The organism is Mycobacterium sp. NTMscope_MAC_269, assembly GCF_976985695.1.
Genome location: NZ_OZ335668.1, coordinates 245,691 through 261,216, shown reverse-complemented (window position 1 = coordinate 261,216; position 15,526 = coordinate 245,691). Strand labels below are relative to the sequence as shown.

Here is a 15,526-nt window from a genome sequence, read left to right as displayed (position 1 = left end):
GACAACCTGAGGCCGCTGACCAATGACCGATTCCGGTTCCCCACAAACGACCGCCCGCCCCCGCGTCAAACGCCGCGACCATAAGTCCGCCGTCGGGCTGCAACCGCACAAACGCACCGGCGTCGACATCGCCATCGCGCTCATCACGCCGCTCGTCGGGCAGGAATTCCTGGACAAGTACCGGCTGCGCGACCCCCTCAACCGCGCTCTGCGCTACGGCACCAAAACCGTCTTCTCCACGGCCGCCACGACGTCTCGTCAGTTCACGCGGGTCCAGAACCTGCGCGGCGGTCCGACCCGGCTCAAGTCCAGCGGCAAGGACTATTTCGACCTGACACCCGACGACGAGCAGAAGATGATCGTCGAGACCCTCGATGACTTCGCCGCAGAAGTGTTGCGCCCCGCGGCGCACGACGCCGACGAGGCGGCGACCTATCCGCGCGACCTGATCGCCAAGGCCGCCGAGCTGGGCATCACGGCGATCAACATTCCCGAGGACTTCGACGGCATCGCCGCCCACCGGTCCAGCGTGACCAACGTGCTGGTCGCCGAGGCGCTCGCCTACGGCGACATGGGTCTGGCGTTGCCGCTGCTGGCCCCCGGTGGCGTCGCCTCCGCGCTGACCCACTGGGGCAGCGCCGACCAGCAGGCCACCTACCTGCCGGAGTTCGCCGGCGAGAACGTGCCGCAGGCCTGCGTGGCCATCGCCGAACCGCAACCGCTCTTCGACCCCACCCGGCTGAAGACGACCGCGGTGCGCACCCCGAGCGGCTACCGCCTCGACGGCGTGAAGTCATTGGTGCCGGCCGCGGCCGACGCCGAGCTCTTCATCATCGGCGCCCAGCTCGACGGCAAGCCGGCCTTGTTCCTCGTCGAGTCGTCGGCCAAAGGCCTGACCGTGAAAGCCGATCCCAGCATGGGGCTGCGCGCCGCGGCCCTGGGCCACGTCGAGCTCTCCGGCGTGTCGGTGCCCCTGGGCGCGCGGCTCGGCGAGGATGACGCGTCCGATCAGGATTACTCCGAGGCGATCGCGCTGTCCCGGCTGGGCTGGGCGGCGCTGACGGTCGGCACGTCGCATGCCGTGCTCGACTACGTCGTCCCCTACGTCAAGGAACGCGAGGCCTTCGGGGAGCCGATCGCGCACCGCCAGGCGGTGGCCTTCATGTGCGCCAACATCGCCATCGAATTGGACGGGCTGCGGCTGATCACCTGGCGCGGCGCGGCGCGCGCCGAGCAGGGCCTGCCCTTCATCCGGGAGGCGGCACTGGCCAAGCGGCTCGGCGCCGACAAGGGCATGCAGATCGGCCTGGACGGTGTCCAGCTGCTCGGCGGCCACGGCTACACCAAAGAGCACCCGGTCGAGCGCTGGTACCGCGATCTGCGGGCCATCGGCGTCGCCGAGGGTGTCGTCGTCATCTAAGTCGAATCCGACTCGAGCTGAAAGTTCAATCATGGCAATCAATCTGGAACTGCCCCGCAAGATGCAAGCGGTCACGACCAAGACGCATCAGGGCGCTGCCGAGCTGATGCGGCCGATCGCCCGCAAGTACGACCTCAAGGAACACGCGTACCCGGTCGAGCTCGACACCCTGTTCAGCCTCTTCGAAGGGGCTTCGGAGTCAATCGAATTCGCCGGCGCGAACGCGCTGGGAGGCGAGGACGAAGAACGGGACAAGAACCACAACGGCGCCAACATGGCCGCGCTCTTGCAGACGCTGGAAGCCAGCTGGGGTGACCTCGCGATGATGCTGTCGGTTCCCTACCAGGGGCTGGGCAACGCCGCGATTTCCGCGGTCGCGAACGAGGAGCAGCTGCAACGCCTGGGCAAGGTGTGGGCGGCGATGGCGATCACCGAACCCGGCTTCGGGTCGGACTCGGCGGCGGTCGCGACGACCGCCACCCTGGACGGCGACGAGTACGTGATCAACGGCGAGAAGATCTTCGTCACCGCCGGGTCGCGCGCCACCCACATTGTGGTGTGGGCGACCCTGGACAAGACACAGGGCCGCGCGGCGATCAAGTCGTTCGTCGTGCCGCGCGAGCACCCGGGCGTCACCGTCGAGCGGCTCGAGCACAAGCTGGGCATCAAGGGTTCCGACACCGCCGCCATCCGGTTCGACAACGCCCGCATTCCGAAGGAAAACCTGCTCGGCAACCCCGAAATCGAGGTCGGCAAGGGCTTTTCCGGGGTCATGGAGACCTTCGACAACACCCGGCCCATCGTCGCCGCCATGGCCGTGGGTGTCGGCCGCGCGGCACTGGAGGAAATCCGCAAAATCCTCACCGAGGCCGGCGTGGAGATCTCCTACGACCGGCCGTCGCACGTTCAGAGCGCGGCGGCGGCGGAGTTCTTGCGCATGGAAGCCGACTGGGAGGCGGCCTACCTGCTGTCGCTGCGCGCTGCCTGGCAGGCCGACAACAAGATCCCGAACTCAAAAGAAGCGTCGATGAGCAAGGCCAAGGCCGGCCGGATGGTCACCGACGTCACCCTCAAGTCCGTCGAATTGGCCGGCACCGCAGGCTATTCCGAGCAGACTCTGCTGGAGAAGTGGGCGCGCGACTCGAAGATCCTGGACATCTTCGAAGGAACCCAACAGATTCAGCAGCTGGTGGTCGCACGGCGCCTGCTGGGCCTGTCTTCGGCGGAGCTCAGGTAGCGACCGAGTCCAGCCGCGCGCGGTCGTCGTCGTCGAGTTCGACCGACGCCACGTCGACGTTCTCCTCCAGGTGCCGCACCGACGACGTGCCCGGGATCAGCAGCACATTGGGAGCCACGCCGAGCGTCCACGCCAGCGCGACCTGAGCCGGGGTGCGGCCGAGCCGCTGCGCGATGCCCTGGACCAGCGGATGGCCGAGCACCGGGTTGGGCCTCATGAACGCCGCGCCGAGCGGAAAGAAGGGGACGAAGGCAATCCTCCGCGTCGTGCACTCGGAGAGCACCGCGGCCGATTCTCGGTGGATGAGATTGAATGCGTTTTGCACACAGGCGATTTCGGTGCGCTCGCACGCATGCGCGAGCTGCTCACGGCTGACGTTGCTCAACCCGATTCCGCCGATCAATCCGGCATCGCGGGCGTCGATCATGGCTGAGAGCTGGTCGTCGAACAGCTGATTGGGGGCCCCGCTTTCGAACACCCGCAGGTTGACCACGGCGAGCTGCTCGACGGCGAGGGTGCGCAGGTTCGTCTCGATTTCGCGGCGCAGTTCGGCCGGATCGCCGGCCGGCAGCCAGGCCCCGTCGTCGTCGCGGCGCCCGCCGACCTTGCTGACCAGCGCCAGGTTTGGCGGATAGGGATGCAGCGCCTCGCGGATCAACTCGTTGGCGACGTCGGGCCCATAGATCTGGGCGGTGTCGATGTGGTCAACGCCGAGTTCGATCGCGCGCCGCAGCACGGCCAGCGCCTCGCCGCGGTCGCGCGGCGGGCCGAAAGCGTTCGGCCCGGGCAACTGCATGGCGCCGAAGCCGACCCGGTTGACCGAAAACCTACCGAGTGGAAAGGGATCCATACGGTGAGGTTAGCGTCGAAGCATGGACACGTTTCACGCGCTTGTCGCGCGCCAAGATGGTGACCGGATCACCGCATCGGTGGAGACACTTCGCCCCGACGACCTGCCGCCCGGGGACGTGACGATCCGGGTCCTGTATTCGAGCGTCAATTACAAGGACGCCCTGGCATTGACTCCGGGCGGCGGCGTGGTGCGCAACTATCCGGTGGTGCCGGGCATCGACCTGACCGGCGAGGTCGTGGAGACCGCCTCACCCGATTTCGCCGTCGGCGACGCGGTGCTGGCCCACGGCTATGCGATCGGCACCGGCCACCACGGCGGCTACGCCGAATACGCGCGGTTGCCGGCCGACCAGGTGGTGGCGCTCGGCGCGTTGAGCCCACACGAGGGCGCGGCGATCGGCACAGCGGGCTTCACCGCGGCGATGAGCGTGCAGGCGCTCATCGACTGGGGCATTGCGCCCGACGCCGGCGCCATCGTGGTCACCGGTGCCACCGGCGGTGTCGGCTCGGTCAGCGTGGACCTGCTGGCGGCGGCCGGGTACCGGGTGGTCGCCTCGACCGGCAAGGCCGATGCCGCCGAGCGGCTCAAAGCCCTTGGCGCCGCTGAGGTTATCGGTCGCCTGCCCGCCGATCCCGACGCCAAGCCGAGACCACTCGGCAAGGCGCGCTGGGCGGGCGGGGTGGATTGCGTGGGCGGAGCGACGCTCGCCGACGTGCTCAGCACCATCGACTACGGCGGCGCGGTGGCGGCCAGCGGCCTCACGGGCGGTCCGGCCCTGCACACCACGGTGATGCCGTTCATCCTGCGCGGTGTGTCGCTGCTGGGAATGGACTCGGTGCTGATGCCGATCGGGCCCCGGCGCGCGTTGTGGGCCCGGCTGGGGGATTCGTTGCGGCCGCGTCACCTGGACTCGCTGGTCAGCGATGTCGACGTCAAGGACGTCGTCGCCGTGATCGACCAGGTACGCGCGGGCAAGTTCTCCGGCCGGGCGGTGGTGCGGGTCGCGGGCGGTTTTTGAGCCGGCAGTAGGCTGGTCGAGCTTTATCCGAGGCGACGACGGAGGTGGCATGCGCGCGGTACGGGTGACCCGGCTCGATGGTCCGGACGCGGTCGAGTTGGCCGACATCGACGAACCGACGGGTGAGGGGGTCGTCGTCGACGTGCACGCCGCCGGGGTTGCCTTCCCGGACGCCCTGCTCACCCGCGGCCTGTACCAATACCGCCCGGAGTTGCCGTTCGTGCTCGGCGCCGAGATCGCCGGCGTGGTCCGGTCGGCGCCCGAGGGCGCGCACGTGCGTCCCGGCGACCGCGTCGTCGGGCTCACGATGCTCTCCGGCGGCATGGCCGAGGTCGCAATCTTGGCCCCGGACCGGGTGTTCAAGCTTCCCGACAACGTCAGCTTCGAGGCCGGCGCCGGCCTGCTCTTCAACGACCTGACGGTGTACTTCTCGCTCACCGTGCGGGGCCGGTTGCAGCGGGGCGAGACGGTCCTGGTTCACGGTGCGGCCGGCGGCATCGGGACTTCGGCGCTGCGGCTGGCCCCGGCGCTGGGGGCGTCGCGCACCATCGCCGTCGTCAGCACCCAGGACAAGGCCGACATCGCCACGGCCGCCGGCGCGACGGACGTGGTGCTGGCCGACGGGTTCAAGGACGCGGTCAAGGAGTTGACCCACGGCCGTGGCGTCGACATCGTCGTCGACCCGGTCGGCGGTGACCGGTTCACCGACTCCCTGCGCTCGCTCGCCCCCGGCGGACGACTTCTGGTCGTCGGATTCACCGGCGGTGAGATCCCCACAGTCAAGGTGAATCGATTGCTGCTCAACAACATTGACGTCGTCGGCGTGGGCTGGGGCGCGTGGGCGGGGACGCATCCCGGCGCGCTGGCCGAGCAGTGGGCCGGACTCGAGCGTCTGCTCACCTCCGGAGAGCTGGCGCCGCCCGAGCCGGCGACCTACCCGCTGGACGATGCCCCGGCCGCGGTCGCCTCGCTGGAGAACCGGACCGCCAAGGGCAAGGTCGTGCTCCGCGTGCGCGGTTGACGGGCGTCGACGACGCTTGCACCGGTCTTGTGTCAGCCCAAAAGAGAAAGTAATGTCACTTTCAGTTTTGTGACCGCCGATCGTGCCCCCATCGGAGGAGCCGCCATGGAATCCTTTGTGCACCTGCGAAAAGGCCGAACACCGCGCCGCCTGCACGCCGATCTTGACGGGCTCAAGGACGACGAGCTGGGCCGCGGCGGATTCACCGGCCGCACCGCCAACCTCTACCGGCGCAACGATCCCACCGCCTACCGGTCGGTCGGCCCGTTGCGTCCCCTCGACGTGCTCTCCAGCGAGCTCAAGCCCGCCGACGCGACGGACGCGGGCGGCGGGCCCTTGCTGATGTTCAGCAACGACGACTGCCGAATCCTGTTGAGCCGGCGCCATGAGCCGATGCCGTTCTACGCCCGTCACGTCGACGGCGACCTGCTGTGCTTCGTCCACCAGGGCAGCGGTCTGGCCGAGACCGAGTTCGGGCCGCTGCGCTATCGGGAGGGTGACTGGCTGTACATCCCGAAGGCGTGCACCTGGCGCCAGCTGCCCGACAGCCCGACGACGATGCTGATGATCGAGGCCAGCGACGAGTTTCGGATACCGCCGCCCGGCGCGCTGGGCCGCCACTTCCCCTTCGACCCGTCACAGGTCGTCATCCCCGAACCGGCGCCCGCCGACGACGGCGAATCCGGCGGCGACTACGAGGTCCGGCTTATCCATGGCGGCGGCCCGACAACGCTGTTCTACCAACACAATCCGCTCGACGTCGAGGGCTGGCGCGGTGACAACTTCGCGTTCACGTTCAACATCGCCGACTACAACGTCGTCACCTCCGACAGCGTCCACCTGCCGCCGACCGTGCACCTGTTCATGCAAGCCACCGGCGTCTACGTGATGAACTTTCTGCCCAAGCCCGCCGAGGGCATCGCGGGCACCGAGCGCACACCGTGGTATCACCGCAACGTCGACTACGACGAGATCGCCTTCTTCCACGGCGGCTCGCTCTACGGCATACCCATGCCCCCCGGCTTGATTTCGCATGCGCCGCAAGGGGTTCACCACGGCGCACCGGAGAAGGCGCGCGAGCGGGCGCGGCGAAAGTTCGACGAGTACTCCCGCGTCGACTGGCAAGTGATCGCGATCGACACCCGCCGGCGGCTCACCCCGTCGGCCGAGGTACTGGCAAACGACCTAGGACAACATTGATGACGCAAGCGCAAGCAGTGAAACCCACGAAACACGAATACGAGCGGATCCCGTATCTCGTTGCGTTCCAGAATAATTCCGGTGTCCGGGATGTCTACGGCGGCTTGGCCGAGATCACCGTGCTGGAAAGCTATCTGCTCAAGCCGAAGGACAAGCCGTCGGATACCGTGCTGGTGTTCATGCACCCGATCGGCGGCGGCGCCTACCTGCCGATGACGGGCGCCCTGGCCCGCGCCGGCCATCACGTCATCTACTGCAACAGCCGCTTCCGCGGCACCGACTCCGCGCTGCTGATGGAGAAGGTGGTCGAGGATCTCGGCGAGTGCATCAAGGACGCAAAGAAACGGCTGGGCTACTCCAAGGTGGTGCTGGCCGGGTGGAGTGGCGGCGGTTCGCTGTCGGTGTTCTACCAGCAGCAGGCGCAGAATCCGACCATCACGTCCAGCCCCACCGGTGACGGCCCCGACCTGACGAAACTCGACCTGCCCGTCGCAGACGGCATCATGCTGCTGGCCGCGCACATCAGCCGGCACGGCACGCTGACCGAATGGCTGGACGCGTCGATCCTCGACGAATCCGACCCCACCAAGCGCGATCCCGAGCTTGACCTGTACAACCCCGACAACCCGAACCAGCCGCCCTACAGCCAGGAATTCCTGGCCCGCTACCGCCACGCGCAGATCGAACGCAACCGCCGCATCACCGCGTGGGTCAAGGACAAGCTGGCCGAGCTGAAGGCGGCCGGTCGGCCCGACGACGAGTTCGGGTTCGTCGTGCACGGCACCATGGCCGACCCGCGGTGGCTGGACCCGACGGTCGATCCCAACGAACGCGTCCCGGGGACGTGCTACCTGGGGGATCCTCAGGTGGTGAACATGAGCCCGGTCGGGTTGGCCCGGTTCTCCACCTTGCGCGGCTGGCTCTCGCAGTGGAGTTACGACGACGCCCGTGGCGACGCGGTGTCCTGCGGCCCGGACATCGCGATCCCGGCACTGGTGATCGGTAACCTGGCCGATGACGCGTGCACACCCAGCCACACCCGGCGGCTTTTCGAAGCGATCGGGCACCCCGACAAGGAGATCCACGAAATTCCCGGCGCCACACATTATTACGCGGGACCCGACCAGCGCGACGCGCTGCGGGCCGCCGTCACCATCGTCACCGACTGGCTGATCCGGCACGATTTCGCGGAGAGCCCGTGACTTCCGCCGGCGATGATGCAGAGCGCAGCGATGAGGAGGAGCGGCGCATCGATGTAGCCGGCCCCCTCGACGGCGTCCGGGTGCTCGAGCTCGGCACGTTGATCGCCGGCCCGTTCGCCGGGCGGCTGCTGGGCGACATGGGCGCCGACGTCATCAAGGTGGAACTGCCCAAGGCCCCGGACCCGTTGCGCACCTGGGGCCAGGCCGAAGTCGACGGGCAGCACGTCTTCTGGACGGTGCACGCGCGCAACAAACGCGCCATCACCCTCGACCTGCGCCACCCCCGGGGCCGCGAACTGTTCTGCGACCTCGTGGAGAAATCCGACATCGTGGTGGAAAACTTTCGCCCGGGCACCTTGGAGAAGTGGAACCTGGGCTACGACGTGCTCAGCGAACGCAATCCGGGCATCATCCTGGTGCGCGTGTCCGGCTACGGCCAGACCGGACCGGACGCCGCCAAGGCCGGTTACGCCTCCGTCGCCGAGGCGGCCAGCGGGCTGCGACACCTCAACGGTTTCCCGGGTGGCCCGCCGCCGCGGCTGGCGCTGTCGCTCGGTGACAGCCTGGCCGGCATGTTCGGCGCCCAGGGCGCGCTGGCCGCACTATACCGCCGCGGCATCACCGGGCGCGGCCAGGTCGTCGACGTCGCGCTCACCGAATCCTGTTTGGCCGTCCAGGAATCCACGATTCCCGACTACGACGTCGGCGGTGTGGTGCGCGGACCGTCGGGCACCCGGCTCGAGGGCATCGCCCCGTCCAACATCTACCGCAGCGCCGACGGTTCGTGGGTGGTGATCGCCGCCAACCAGGACACCGTCTTCGCCCGGCTCTGCAAGGCCATGGGACGCCCGGAACTGGCCACCGACGACCGGTTCGCCACGCACGTCGCGCGCGGCCGCAATCAGGACGAGCTCGACAACATCATCGGCTGCTGGGCCGCCGAACGCCAGCCGGGAGAGATCATCGAAACCCTTTCCGCCGCAGGCGTGATCGCGGGGCCGATCAACACGGTCGCCGAGGTCGTCGACGACCCGCAACTGCGGGCCCGCGACATGCTGGTCGAGCACTATGACGAACGGCTGCAGCGCAACGTCCTGGGCCCCGGCATCGTTCCGGTGCTCTCGGAATCTCCCGGCCGGCTGCGCAACGCCGGTCCCGCGCGTCCGGGCGAGCACAACGACGACGTCTACGTCGGGTTGCTGGGCAAGACCGCCGAGGAGCTCGAGGAGCTGCGCGCCCAGGAGGTGCTATGACCCCCCATGTCGACATCCGCGAGGTGGCCCTGCGCGACGGCCTGCAGATCGAGTCGCCAATCCCGTTGTCGGCCAAGCTCGAACTGCTCGCCGCGGTGGCTGCCACCGGGGTCCGCGAGGTGGAGGCCACCGCGTTCGTCTCCCCCACGAAGGTGCCGTCGATGGCCGACGCCGCCGAGCTCGCCGCCCATCTGCACGACTATCCGGACATCGAATTCTCGGCCCTGGTCGCCAGCCCCAACGGGGCCAAGCGGGCCGTCGCCGCGGGGCTGCGCTCCATCGAATACGTGGTGGCCGCCGACGACACGTTCAGCAAGGCCAACGTCGGGCGCACCAGTGCGGAGGCCACCGCGGCGATCGACGAGATCGTCGCCATCGCCCACGACGCCGAGCTCACCGTCGAGGTCGTCATCGCCACCGCGTGGGATTCACCGTTCGAAGGCCCCACGCCGCCGCAGCGGGTCCTCGACATCGCCGCGGCCGCGCGCGAGCGCGGCGCCGATCGCCTGTCGATCGCCGACACGATCGGCACCACCACCCCGGGCCGCGTGAGTTCACTGATCGCACAACTGCGTCCGGTGATTTCGGACCTGCCGCTGGGCGGTCACTTCCACAACACCCGCGGTTCCGGGCTGGCCAGCGCCTACGCCGCGGTCACCGCCGGGGTGACCCGGCTGGACGCCTCGGTCGGCGGCCTGGGCGGCTGCCCGTTCGCGCCGGGCGCCACGGGCAACATCGCCACCGAGGATTTGGTGTACCTGCTGCGCGACAGCGGTGTCGACGTCGACGTCGACCTGGACGCCGCCATCGCCGCGGCCGCGGTAGCGAAGTCGTTGGTGGGCCACGATCTGCCGAGCTCCCTGTTGCGCGCCGGCGACAGGATCAGGACCTAGATGTCGGCCCCGGAGGCAACCCGCGAGCTGACCGCCAAAGGCCGCCAGACCAGGCAGGCCATCGAGCAGGCCGCCCGAAAGCTGTTCGCCGAACGGGGTTTCCACGGCACCACGCTGGCCGATATCACGTCGGCCGCGGGGAAATCGCCGGCGGTGTTCTACCGGTACTTCGCCGACAAGGAAGACCTGCTGGCCGGCCTCGCGGAGTCATTCCTGCACGAGGTGGTCACACCGTCGGGGCTGAGCGTTCACCTGCCGGACTCCCCCGACGACGACGCCTTCTTCACCGCGGTGGTCACCGGTTACTGGAACATGTTCAAACAGAACATCGGCATCATGATCGCGGTGGCCCAGCTGGCCGCCACCCAACAGCGATTCGCCGCGGTGCAGAACGAATTCCGCCGCTTCGGCATCGATCTCGTGGCGGCGTCGGTGCGCCGGGCCCAGGACCAGGGTTACGGCGCCGAGCTGCACCCCCAGCACACCGCGGCCGCCATCGCGCTGCTGTTCGAGAATTTCACCACCGTGTTCGTCGGCCAGTCCGGTCTCGGCATACAGATCAGCGACGAGGACGCCATCACCACGCTCTCGACGGTGTGGAAGAAGACCCTGTACGGCGCGTAAGGAGATCAACGTGGAATTCACCCTGCCCGAGCACCTTCCGGGTGTGCTCGCCGAGATGGACGAGTTCATCGAGGCCGAGATCAAACCCCTGGAACGCGAGAACATCCAGTACTTCGACCAGCGTCGCGAGCACGCGCGCACCGATTGGGACAACGACGGCATCCCGACCCGCGAGTGGGAGGACCTGCTCGCCGAGATGCGCCGCCGCGCCGACAAGGCGGGCTGGCTGCGCTACGGCCTGCCGGCCTCGCTGGGCGGCCGCGACGGCAGCAACGTCGACATGGCCGTCATTCGGGAACATCTGGCGCACAAGGGCCTTGGCTTGCACAACGACCTGCAGAACGAGTCGTCGATCGTGGGGAACTTCCCGCAGGTGATCATGATGGAGCGCTTCGGCACCGACGAGCAACGCCGGGTGTGGTCGGAGGCGCTGATCACCGGGGAGCGTTCGATGGCGTTCGGGCTGACCGAGCCCAAGCACGGGTCGGATGCCACCTGGCTGGAAACACGCGCCCAACGCGACGGTGACAGCTGGGTGATCAACGGCTCCAAGCGGTTCAACACCGGCGTGCACCGCGCAACCCACGACCTGGTCTTCGCGCGCACCTCTGGTGAGCCCGGGGGCGCGGTCGGCATCACCGCGTTTCTGGTGCCTACCGATACGCCCGGATTCAAAGTTCCCTACTACTGGTGGACGTTCAACATGCCCACCGATCACGGCGAGGTCGAGCTGACCGACGTGCGGGTGCCCGTGGACGCGGTGCTCGGCGAGGTGGATCGCGGTCTGGAGGTGGCGCAAACCTTCCTGCACGAGAACAGGATTCGGCAGGCGGCCAGCAGCCTGGGCGCCGCGCAGTACTGCATCGACCGAGCCGCCGAATATGCCGCCGGACGAACCGTGTTCGGCAAGCCGCTGTCGGTCAACCAGGCCGTGCAGTGGCCGCTGGCCGAATTGGCGACCGAAGCGCAGATGGTGCGCCTGCTGGTCCAATACGCCGCCTGGCATCTGGACCGCGACCACCACATGGAGGTCTCCGACAAGGTGTCGATGGCGAACTACCGCGCCAACCGACTGGTCTGCGACGCCGCCGACCGCGCCATGCAGATCTTCGGCGGCCTCGGGTACAGCCGGCACGAACCGTTCGAGCACATCTACCGCCACCACCGTCGTTACCGGATCACCGAGGGCGCCGAAGAGATCCAGATTCGCCGGGTGGCGCAGCGGCTGTTCAAATTCGGCAAGCACTGATGCACAGCGACGAACTAGCCTCCAAACTGGCCTCCGAACTGGCCACTGTGCTCACGTCGGCCATCGGTGCCGACACGGCGGTCGAGAACCTGCGCGCGCTGACCGGCGGCGCCAGCAGAACCACCTGGGCGTTCGAGGCCGTGACCGGCGGAGGGCACCGCCCGCTGATCCTGCGCACCGGACCGCCCGACGACGTGCACGCCGGCATGGAACTCGAGGCCCGGTCCCAGGCCGCCGCCGCGGCCGCCGGCGCGCCCGTCCCCCACGTCCTGATCGCCGACGATTCGCCTGCCGCGCTGGGCAATCCGTTTCTGATCTGCGATGAGATCAAGGGTGAGACCATCGTGCGGCGCATCCACCGCCAGCTCGACGCCGCCGACGGGCACGCGAGCCGCGCCCGATTGCTGCAACAGTGCGCGCAGGCCGCGGCCGCCATCCACCGCGCCGACCCGCGCGGTCCGGGCCTGACCCACGAGGACCAACTCGACGAATGGCGCCGGCGCCTCGACGACATGGGCGACACCACCGCCACCTTCGAGTGGGGCTTTCGCTGGCTGGCCGCCCACCGGCCCGAACCGACGCCGGCGGTGCTGGTGCACGGCGACTTCCGGATGGGAAACCTCATCGTCGACGGATCCGACCTTGCCGCCGTGCTGGATTGGGAACTCGTGCACGTCGGCCAGGCGTACGAAGACCTGGCGTGGTTCTGCATCCGGGCCTGGCGATTCGGCGCCCCGGCCAGCCTGGGCGCCGGCGGCCTCGGCAGCATCGAGAGCTTCCTGCGCGCCTACGAACAGGCCGGCGCGGCTACCGTCGACCGGGTGGCGTTTCACTGGTGGCTGGTCCTGGCCACGCTGCGCTGGGGTGTCATCTGCCGATTCCAGGCGGAACGGCATCTGAGCGGTCAACACCGTTCGGTCGAGCTGGCCACCATCGGGCGCCGCGTCTGCGAGACGGAGTGGGACCTGCTCAACCTGCTCGCGCCCGCCGACGATACGCGCCGCGCGGCGGCGCGAGGAGGAGGCGGGCAATCGGGGCGAGGCGACACCGTGACCGGCGCGTACGGCCGCCCACTGGCAGCCGAACTCGTGGCCGCGGTGGCCGAATTCCTGGAGACCGACGTGCGCGCGGCGACCGAGGGCCAGGTCAACTTTCACGCCAGGGTGGCGGCCAACGCGTTGCGCATCGTCGAGCGCGAACTGCTCGACGACAGCGAGGCCGAATCTCGTGCGGCGCTGGCCGGGGTGGGTGTCACCGACGAGGGCCAGCTGGCCGCCGCGATCCGGTGCGGTGAGATGGATGACCGGGCCGTTGACGTCACGGCCTGCCTGCGGACCCTGGTACGGCGCCGGCTGTCCGTCGCCCACCCCGGATACGACAGCGAATAGGAGCCAGTGCCATGCCCGCATCCCGCGCAGAAACGGTCGTCGAGGCGGCCGATCGCCTGTTCACCGCGATCGAGCGCGGCGATGTCGCGGCGGTCGACGCAATGTGGAGCGAGCACATCGCGGTGTGGCGCGTCGGCTCGCGCCGCGGCCCCCTCGAAGCAGATGACAAGACCCGCGCGATGCGGGTCATCGAGTGGTTCATCGGCGCGACCGCGCAACGACGCTACGAGATTCTCGACCGGCAATTCTTCGACGACGGTTCGGCCCAGGGCTTCGTCCAGCAGCACATCCTGCACGCCACCGGGCATGCGGGGCAATCGATCTCGCTGCGGGTGTGCATCGTGATCCGGGTGGGCACCGACGGCCGCATCGAGCGCATCGACGAATACTTCGACCCCGCAGGGATCGCGCCGTTGATGAATTGAGGCTAGATTCGCCACGACACATGGGGGTGACGATGACGACTTTGGAGACACTGCTGCACGATCCCGACATGGCCGGCGTGTGGAGCCTGGTCCCGGATCGCTCGGCCATTACGTTCAAGGTCCGCAACATGTGGGGGCTGGTGAACGTCAAAGGCCGTTTCACCGACTTCACCGGCGACGGCCAACTGACCGGCAAGGGAGCGGTTTTCGGGCGCGTCGACATCCGTGCCGCCTCGCTGGACACCGGGATCGGACGCCGCGACAAACACCTGCGCTCGGCCGACTTCTTCGACGTCGAGCGTTTCCCGGAAATCAGCGTCGTCGTCACGGCGGTGCGCCCGGCTCAGGGCCCTCCGAAGGGCAAGGCCGCCGACGTTCGGGCCGACTTCACCGTCAAGGGCGTCACCGCGGAGCTGCCGTTGCCCGTCACGATCTCCGAGCTCGACGACGGCTCGATCCGCATCAGCGGCGAGACCACCATCGATCGGGCCTGTTTCGACCTGGGCTGGAACCGGCTCGGCATGATCGGTTCGACGGTGACCGCGGCAACGGAAGCCATCTTCGTGCGCGAAGCGCGATGAGCATTCTGCGGGCACCGGGGATATCTGCGCGGCGACCCCAGTAGCATCTGCACCGTGTCCGACTCCATCGCCCAACCCAGCGTCGCCCTGCGGATCCTCGTCTACAGCAGCAACGCCCAAACCCGCGAACGGGTGATGCGCGCGCTGGGCAAGCAACTGCACCCGGATTTGCCCGAGCTGAGCTACGTCGAGGTGGCGACCGGCCCGATGGTCGTGCGGACGATGGACGAGGGCGGGATCGACTTGGCCATCCTGGATGGCGAGGCCACCCCGACGGGCGGCATGGGAATCGCGAAACAGCTCAAGGACGAACTCGAGACCTGCCCGCCGCTGGTGGTGCTCACCGGGCGTCCCGACGATGCGTGGCTGGCGTCCTGGTCGCGCGCCGAGGGCGCGGTGGCGCATCCCATCGACCCCATCCTGCTGGGCCGCACGGTCCTCAGTTTGTTGCGAACCCCGGTTCGCTGACCCCCGCATAGCCGCGCCTTGCCGCGGCTTTTGCCTCTCGGCGCCCGCCCGCGGCGGTTCTGACCTCTCCGACGCCGGACCGCGCCCGTTGCTCTCCGCGCGCGTCCCGATCGCGCCATGTCCGGAGTTCGCGCAGCACAGCACGCGCGCGGCGTCCCAATACTGCAAAACGCCCACCCCGGGCAAGCGCACCGCACGCAGCGACGCTATGTTGAAGATCACTGTGACGGGCTTCAGACCCAGTTCGTCACAGCAGCCCGGTTACCGCCTGGCCGCTGCAGGCGGCTCGTACGACGGATCATGGAGCGAATTGAACGTCTACATACCCATCCTGGTGCTCGGTGCGATTGCCGCGGCCTTTGCCGTGGGCTCGGTCGTGATCGCGAGCCTGGCCGGCCCGTCCCGGTTCAACAAGTCGAAGATGGCGGCCTACGAGTGTGGAATCGAACCCACCGAGACCTCGGTGAGCGGCCCGCATGCGACGGCGGGACAGCGGTTTCCGGTGAAGTACTACCTGACCGCGATGCTTTTTATCGTCTTCGACATCGAAATCGTGTTCCTGTATCCGTGGGCGGTCAGCTACGACGCGCTGGGCACGTTTGCTCTGGTCGAAATGGTGGTGTTCATGCTCACGGTTTTCGTGGCCTACGCCTATGTGTGGCGCCGCGGCGGCCTGACCTGGGATTGAGGTAAA

16 protein-coding genes are annotated in these 15,526 nt (G+C 68.3%); 15 read left to right on the top strand and 1 reads right to left on the bottom strand.

Features of this window, described 5'->3' with window-relative positions; genetic code table 11:
* The first annotated feature begins 22 nt into the window (after positions 1–22).
* Together ACZ50Z_RS01265 and ACZ50Z_RS01260 are read left to right on the top strand one after the other, a co-directional pair.
* Entirely contained in the window at positions 23–1,420 is a 1,398-nt protein-coding gene (locus tag ACZ50Z_RS01265) for an acyl-CoA dehydrogenase family protein (protein WP_464481910.1), read from the top strand.
* Between the two features lie 31 nt (positions 1,421–1,451).
* Entirely contained in the window at positions 1,452–2,657 is a 1,206-nt protein-coding gene (locus tag ACZ50Z_RS01260; RefSeq protein WP_464481909.1) for an acyl-CoA dehydrogenase family protein, read from the top strand.
* Here the strand turns inward: ACZ50Z_RS01260 and ACZ50Z_RS01255 are convergent.
* Positions 2,650–3,507: an oxidoreductase gene (locus tag ACZ50Z_RS01255; protein WP_464481908.1), complete on the bottom strand. Its 858-nt coding sequence runs from the start codon at positions 3,505–3,507 to the stop codon at positions 2,650–2,652. The genes ACZ50Z_RS01260 and ACZ50Z_RS01255 overlap by 8 nt on opposite strands.
* Before the next feature lie 22 nt (positions 3,508–3,529).
* On the opposite strand from ACZ50Z_RS01255, the gene ACZ50Z_RS01250 reads away from it, so the two are divergent.
* The 13 genes from ACZ50Z_RS01250 (at position 3,530) to ACZ50Z_RS01190 (ending at position 15,520) form a co-directional block, all read left to right on the top strand.
* Positions 3,530–4,528 carry an acrylyl-CoA reductase family protein gene (locus ACZ50Z_RS01250; RefSeq protein WP_464481907.1) on the top strand — a complete coding sequence of 333 codons (999 nt, stop codon included), beginning with the start codon at positions 3,530–3,532 and terminating at the stop codon, positions 4,526–4,528.
* Positions 4,529–4,577: 49 nt separating this feature from the next.
* A complete protein-coding gene (locus tag ACZ50Z_RS01245) occupies positions 4,578–5,549 on the top strand; it encodes an NADPH:quinone oxidoreductase family protein (protein ID WP_464481906.1) in 972 nt (323 codons plus the stop codon).
* A 105-nt stretch (positions 5,550–5,654) separates the two neighbouring features.
* Positions 5,655–6,749: a homogentisate 1,2-dioxygenase gene (locus ACZ50Z_RS01240; RefSeq protein WP_464481905.1), complete on the top strand. Its 1,095-nt coding sequence runs from the start codon at positions 5,655–5,657 to the stop codon at positions 6,747–6,749.
* Positions 6,749–7,951: an alpha/beta hydrolase family protein gene (locus ACZ50Z_RS01235; protein ID WP_464481904.1), complete on the top strand. Its 1,203-nt coding sequence runs from the start codon at positions 6,749–6,751 to the stop codon at positions 7,949–7,951. The genes ACZ50Z_RS01240 and ACZ50Z_RS01235 overlap by 1 nt, the downstream gene beginning before the upstream one ends.
* A gap of 47 nt (positions 7,952–7,998) precedes the next feature.
* On the top strand, positions 7,999–9,204 hold the full coding sequence (locus ACZ50Z_RS01230; protein WP_464486035.1) for a CaiB/BaiF CoA transferase family protein: 1,206 nt from the start codon (positions 7,999–8,001) through the stop codon (positions 9,202–9,204).
* A complete protein-coding gene (locus ACZ50Z_RS01225) occupies positions 9,201–10,097 on the top strand; it encodes a hydroxymethylglutaryl-CoA lyase (RefSeq protein WP_464481903.1) in 897 nt (298 codons plus the stop codon). Before ACZ50Z_RS01230 ends, ACZ50Z_RS01225 begins: the two co-directional genes overlap by 4 nt.
* Positions 10,098–10,721, top strand: a complete 624-nt coding sequence (locus ACZ50Z_RS01220) for a TetR/AcrR family transcriptional regulator (RefSeq protein ID WP_464481902.1) — start codon at positions 10,098–10,100, stop codon at positions 10,719–10,721.
* A 10-nt stretch (positions 10,722–10,731) separates the two neighbouring features.
* Positions 10,732–11,970, top strand: a complete 1,239-nt coding sequence (locus ACZ50Z_RS01215; protein WP_464481901.1) for an acyl-CoA dehydrogenase family protein — start codon at positions 10,732–10,734, stop codon at positions 11,968–11,970.
* Positions 11,970–13,358 carry a phosphotransferase family protein gene (locus ACZ50Z_RS01210; RefSeq protein WP_464481900.1) on the top strand — a complete coding sequence of 463 codons (1,389 nt, stop codon included), beginning with the start codon at positions 11,970–11,972 and terminating at the stop codon, positions 13,356–13,358. The genes ACZ50Z_RS01215 and ACZ50Z_RS01210 overlap by 1 nt, the downstream gene beginning before the upstream one ends.
* An 11-nt stretch (positions 13,359–13,369) precedes the next feature.
* On the top strand, positions 13,370–13,783 hold the full coding sequence (locus tag ACZ50Z_RS01205) for a nuclear transport factor 2 family protein (RefSeq protein ID WP_464481899.1): 414 nt from the start codon (positions 13,370–13,372) through the stop codon (positions 13,781–13,783).
* 32 nt (positions 13,784–13,815) lie between these two features.
* The gene (locus tag ACZ50Z_RS01200; protein ID WP_464481898.1) at positions 13,816–14,364 is read left to right on the top strand and encodes a YceI family protein; all 549 of its coding nucleotides are present in this window, start codon (positions 13,816–13,818) and stop codon (positions 14,362–14,364) included.
* Positions 14,365–14,418: 54 nt separating this feature from the next.
* Entirely contained in the window at positions 14,419–14,832 is a 414-nt protein-coding gene (locus ACZ50Z_RS01195) for an Rv3143 family two-component system response regulator (RefSeq protein WP_464481897.1), read from the top strand.
* 310 nt (positions 14,833–15,142) lie between these two features.
* A complete protein-coding gene (locus ACZ50Z_RS01190; RefSeq protein ID WP_008259436.1) occupies positions 15,143–15,520 on the top strand; it encodes an NADH-quinone oxidoreductase subunit A in 378 nt (125 codons plus the stop codon).
* The last annotated feature ends 6 nt before the right edge of the window (positions 15,521–15,526 follow it).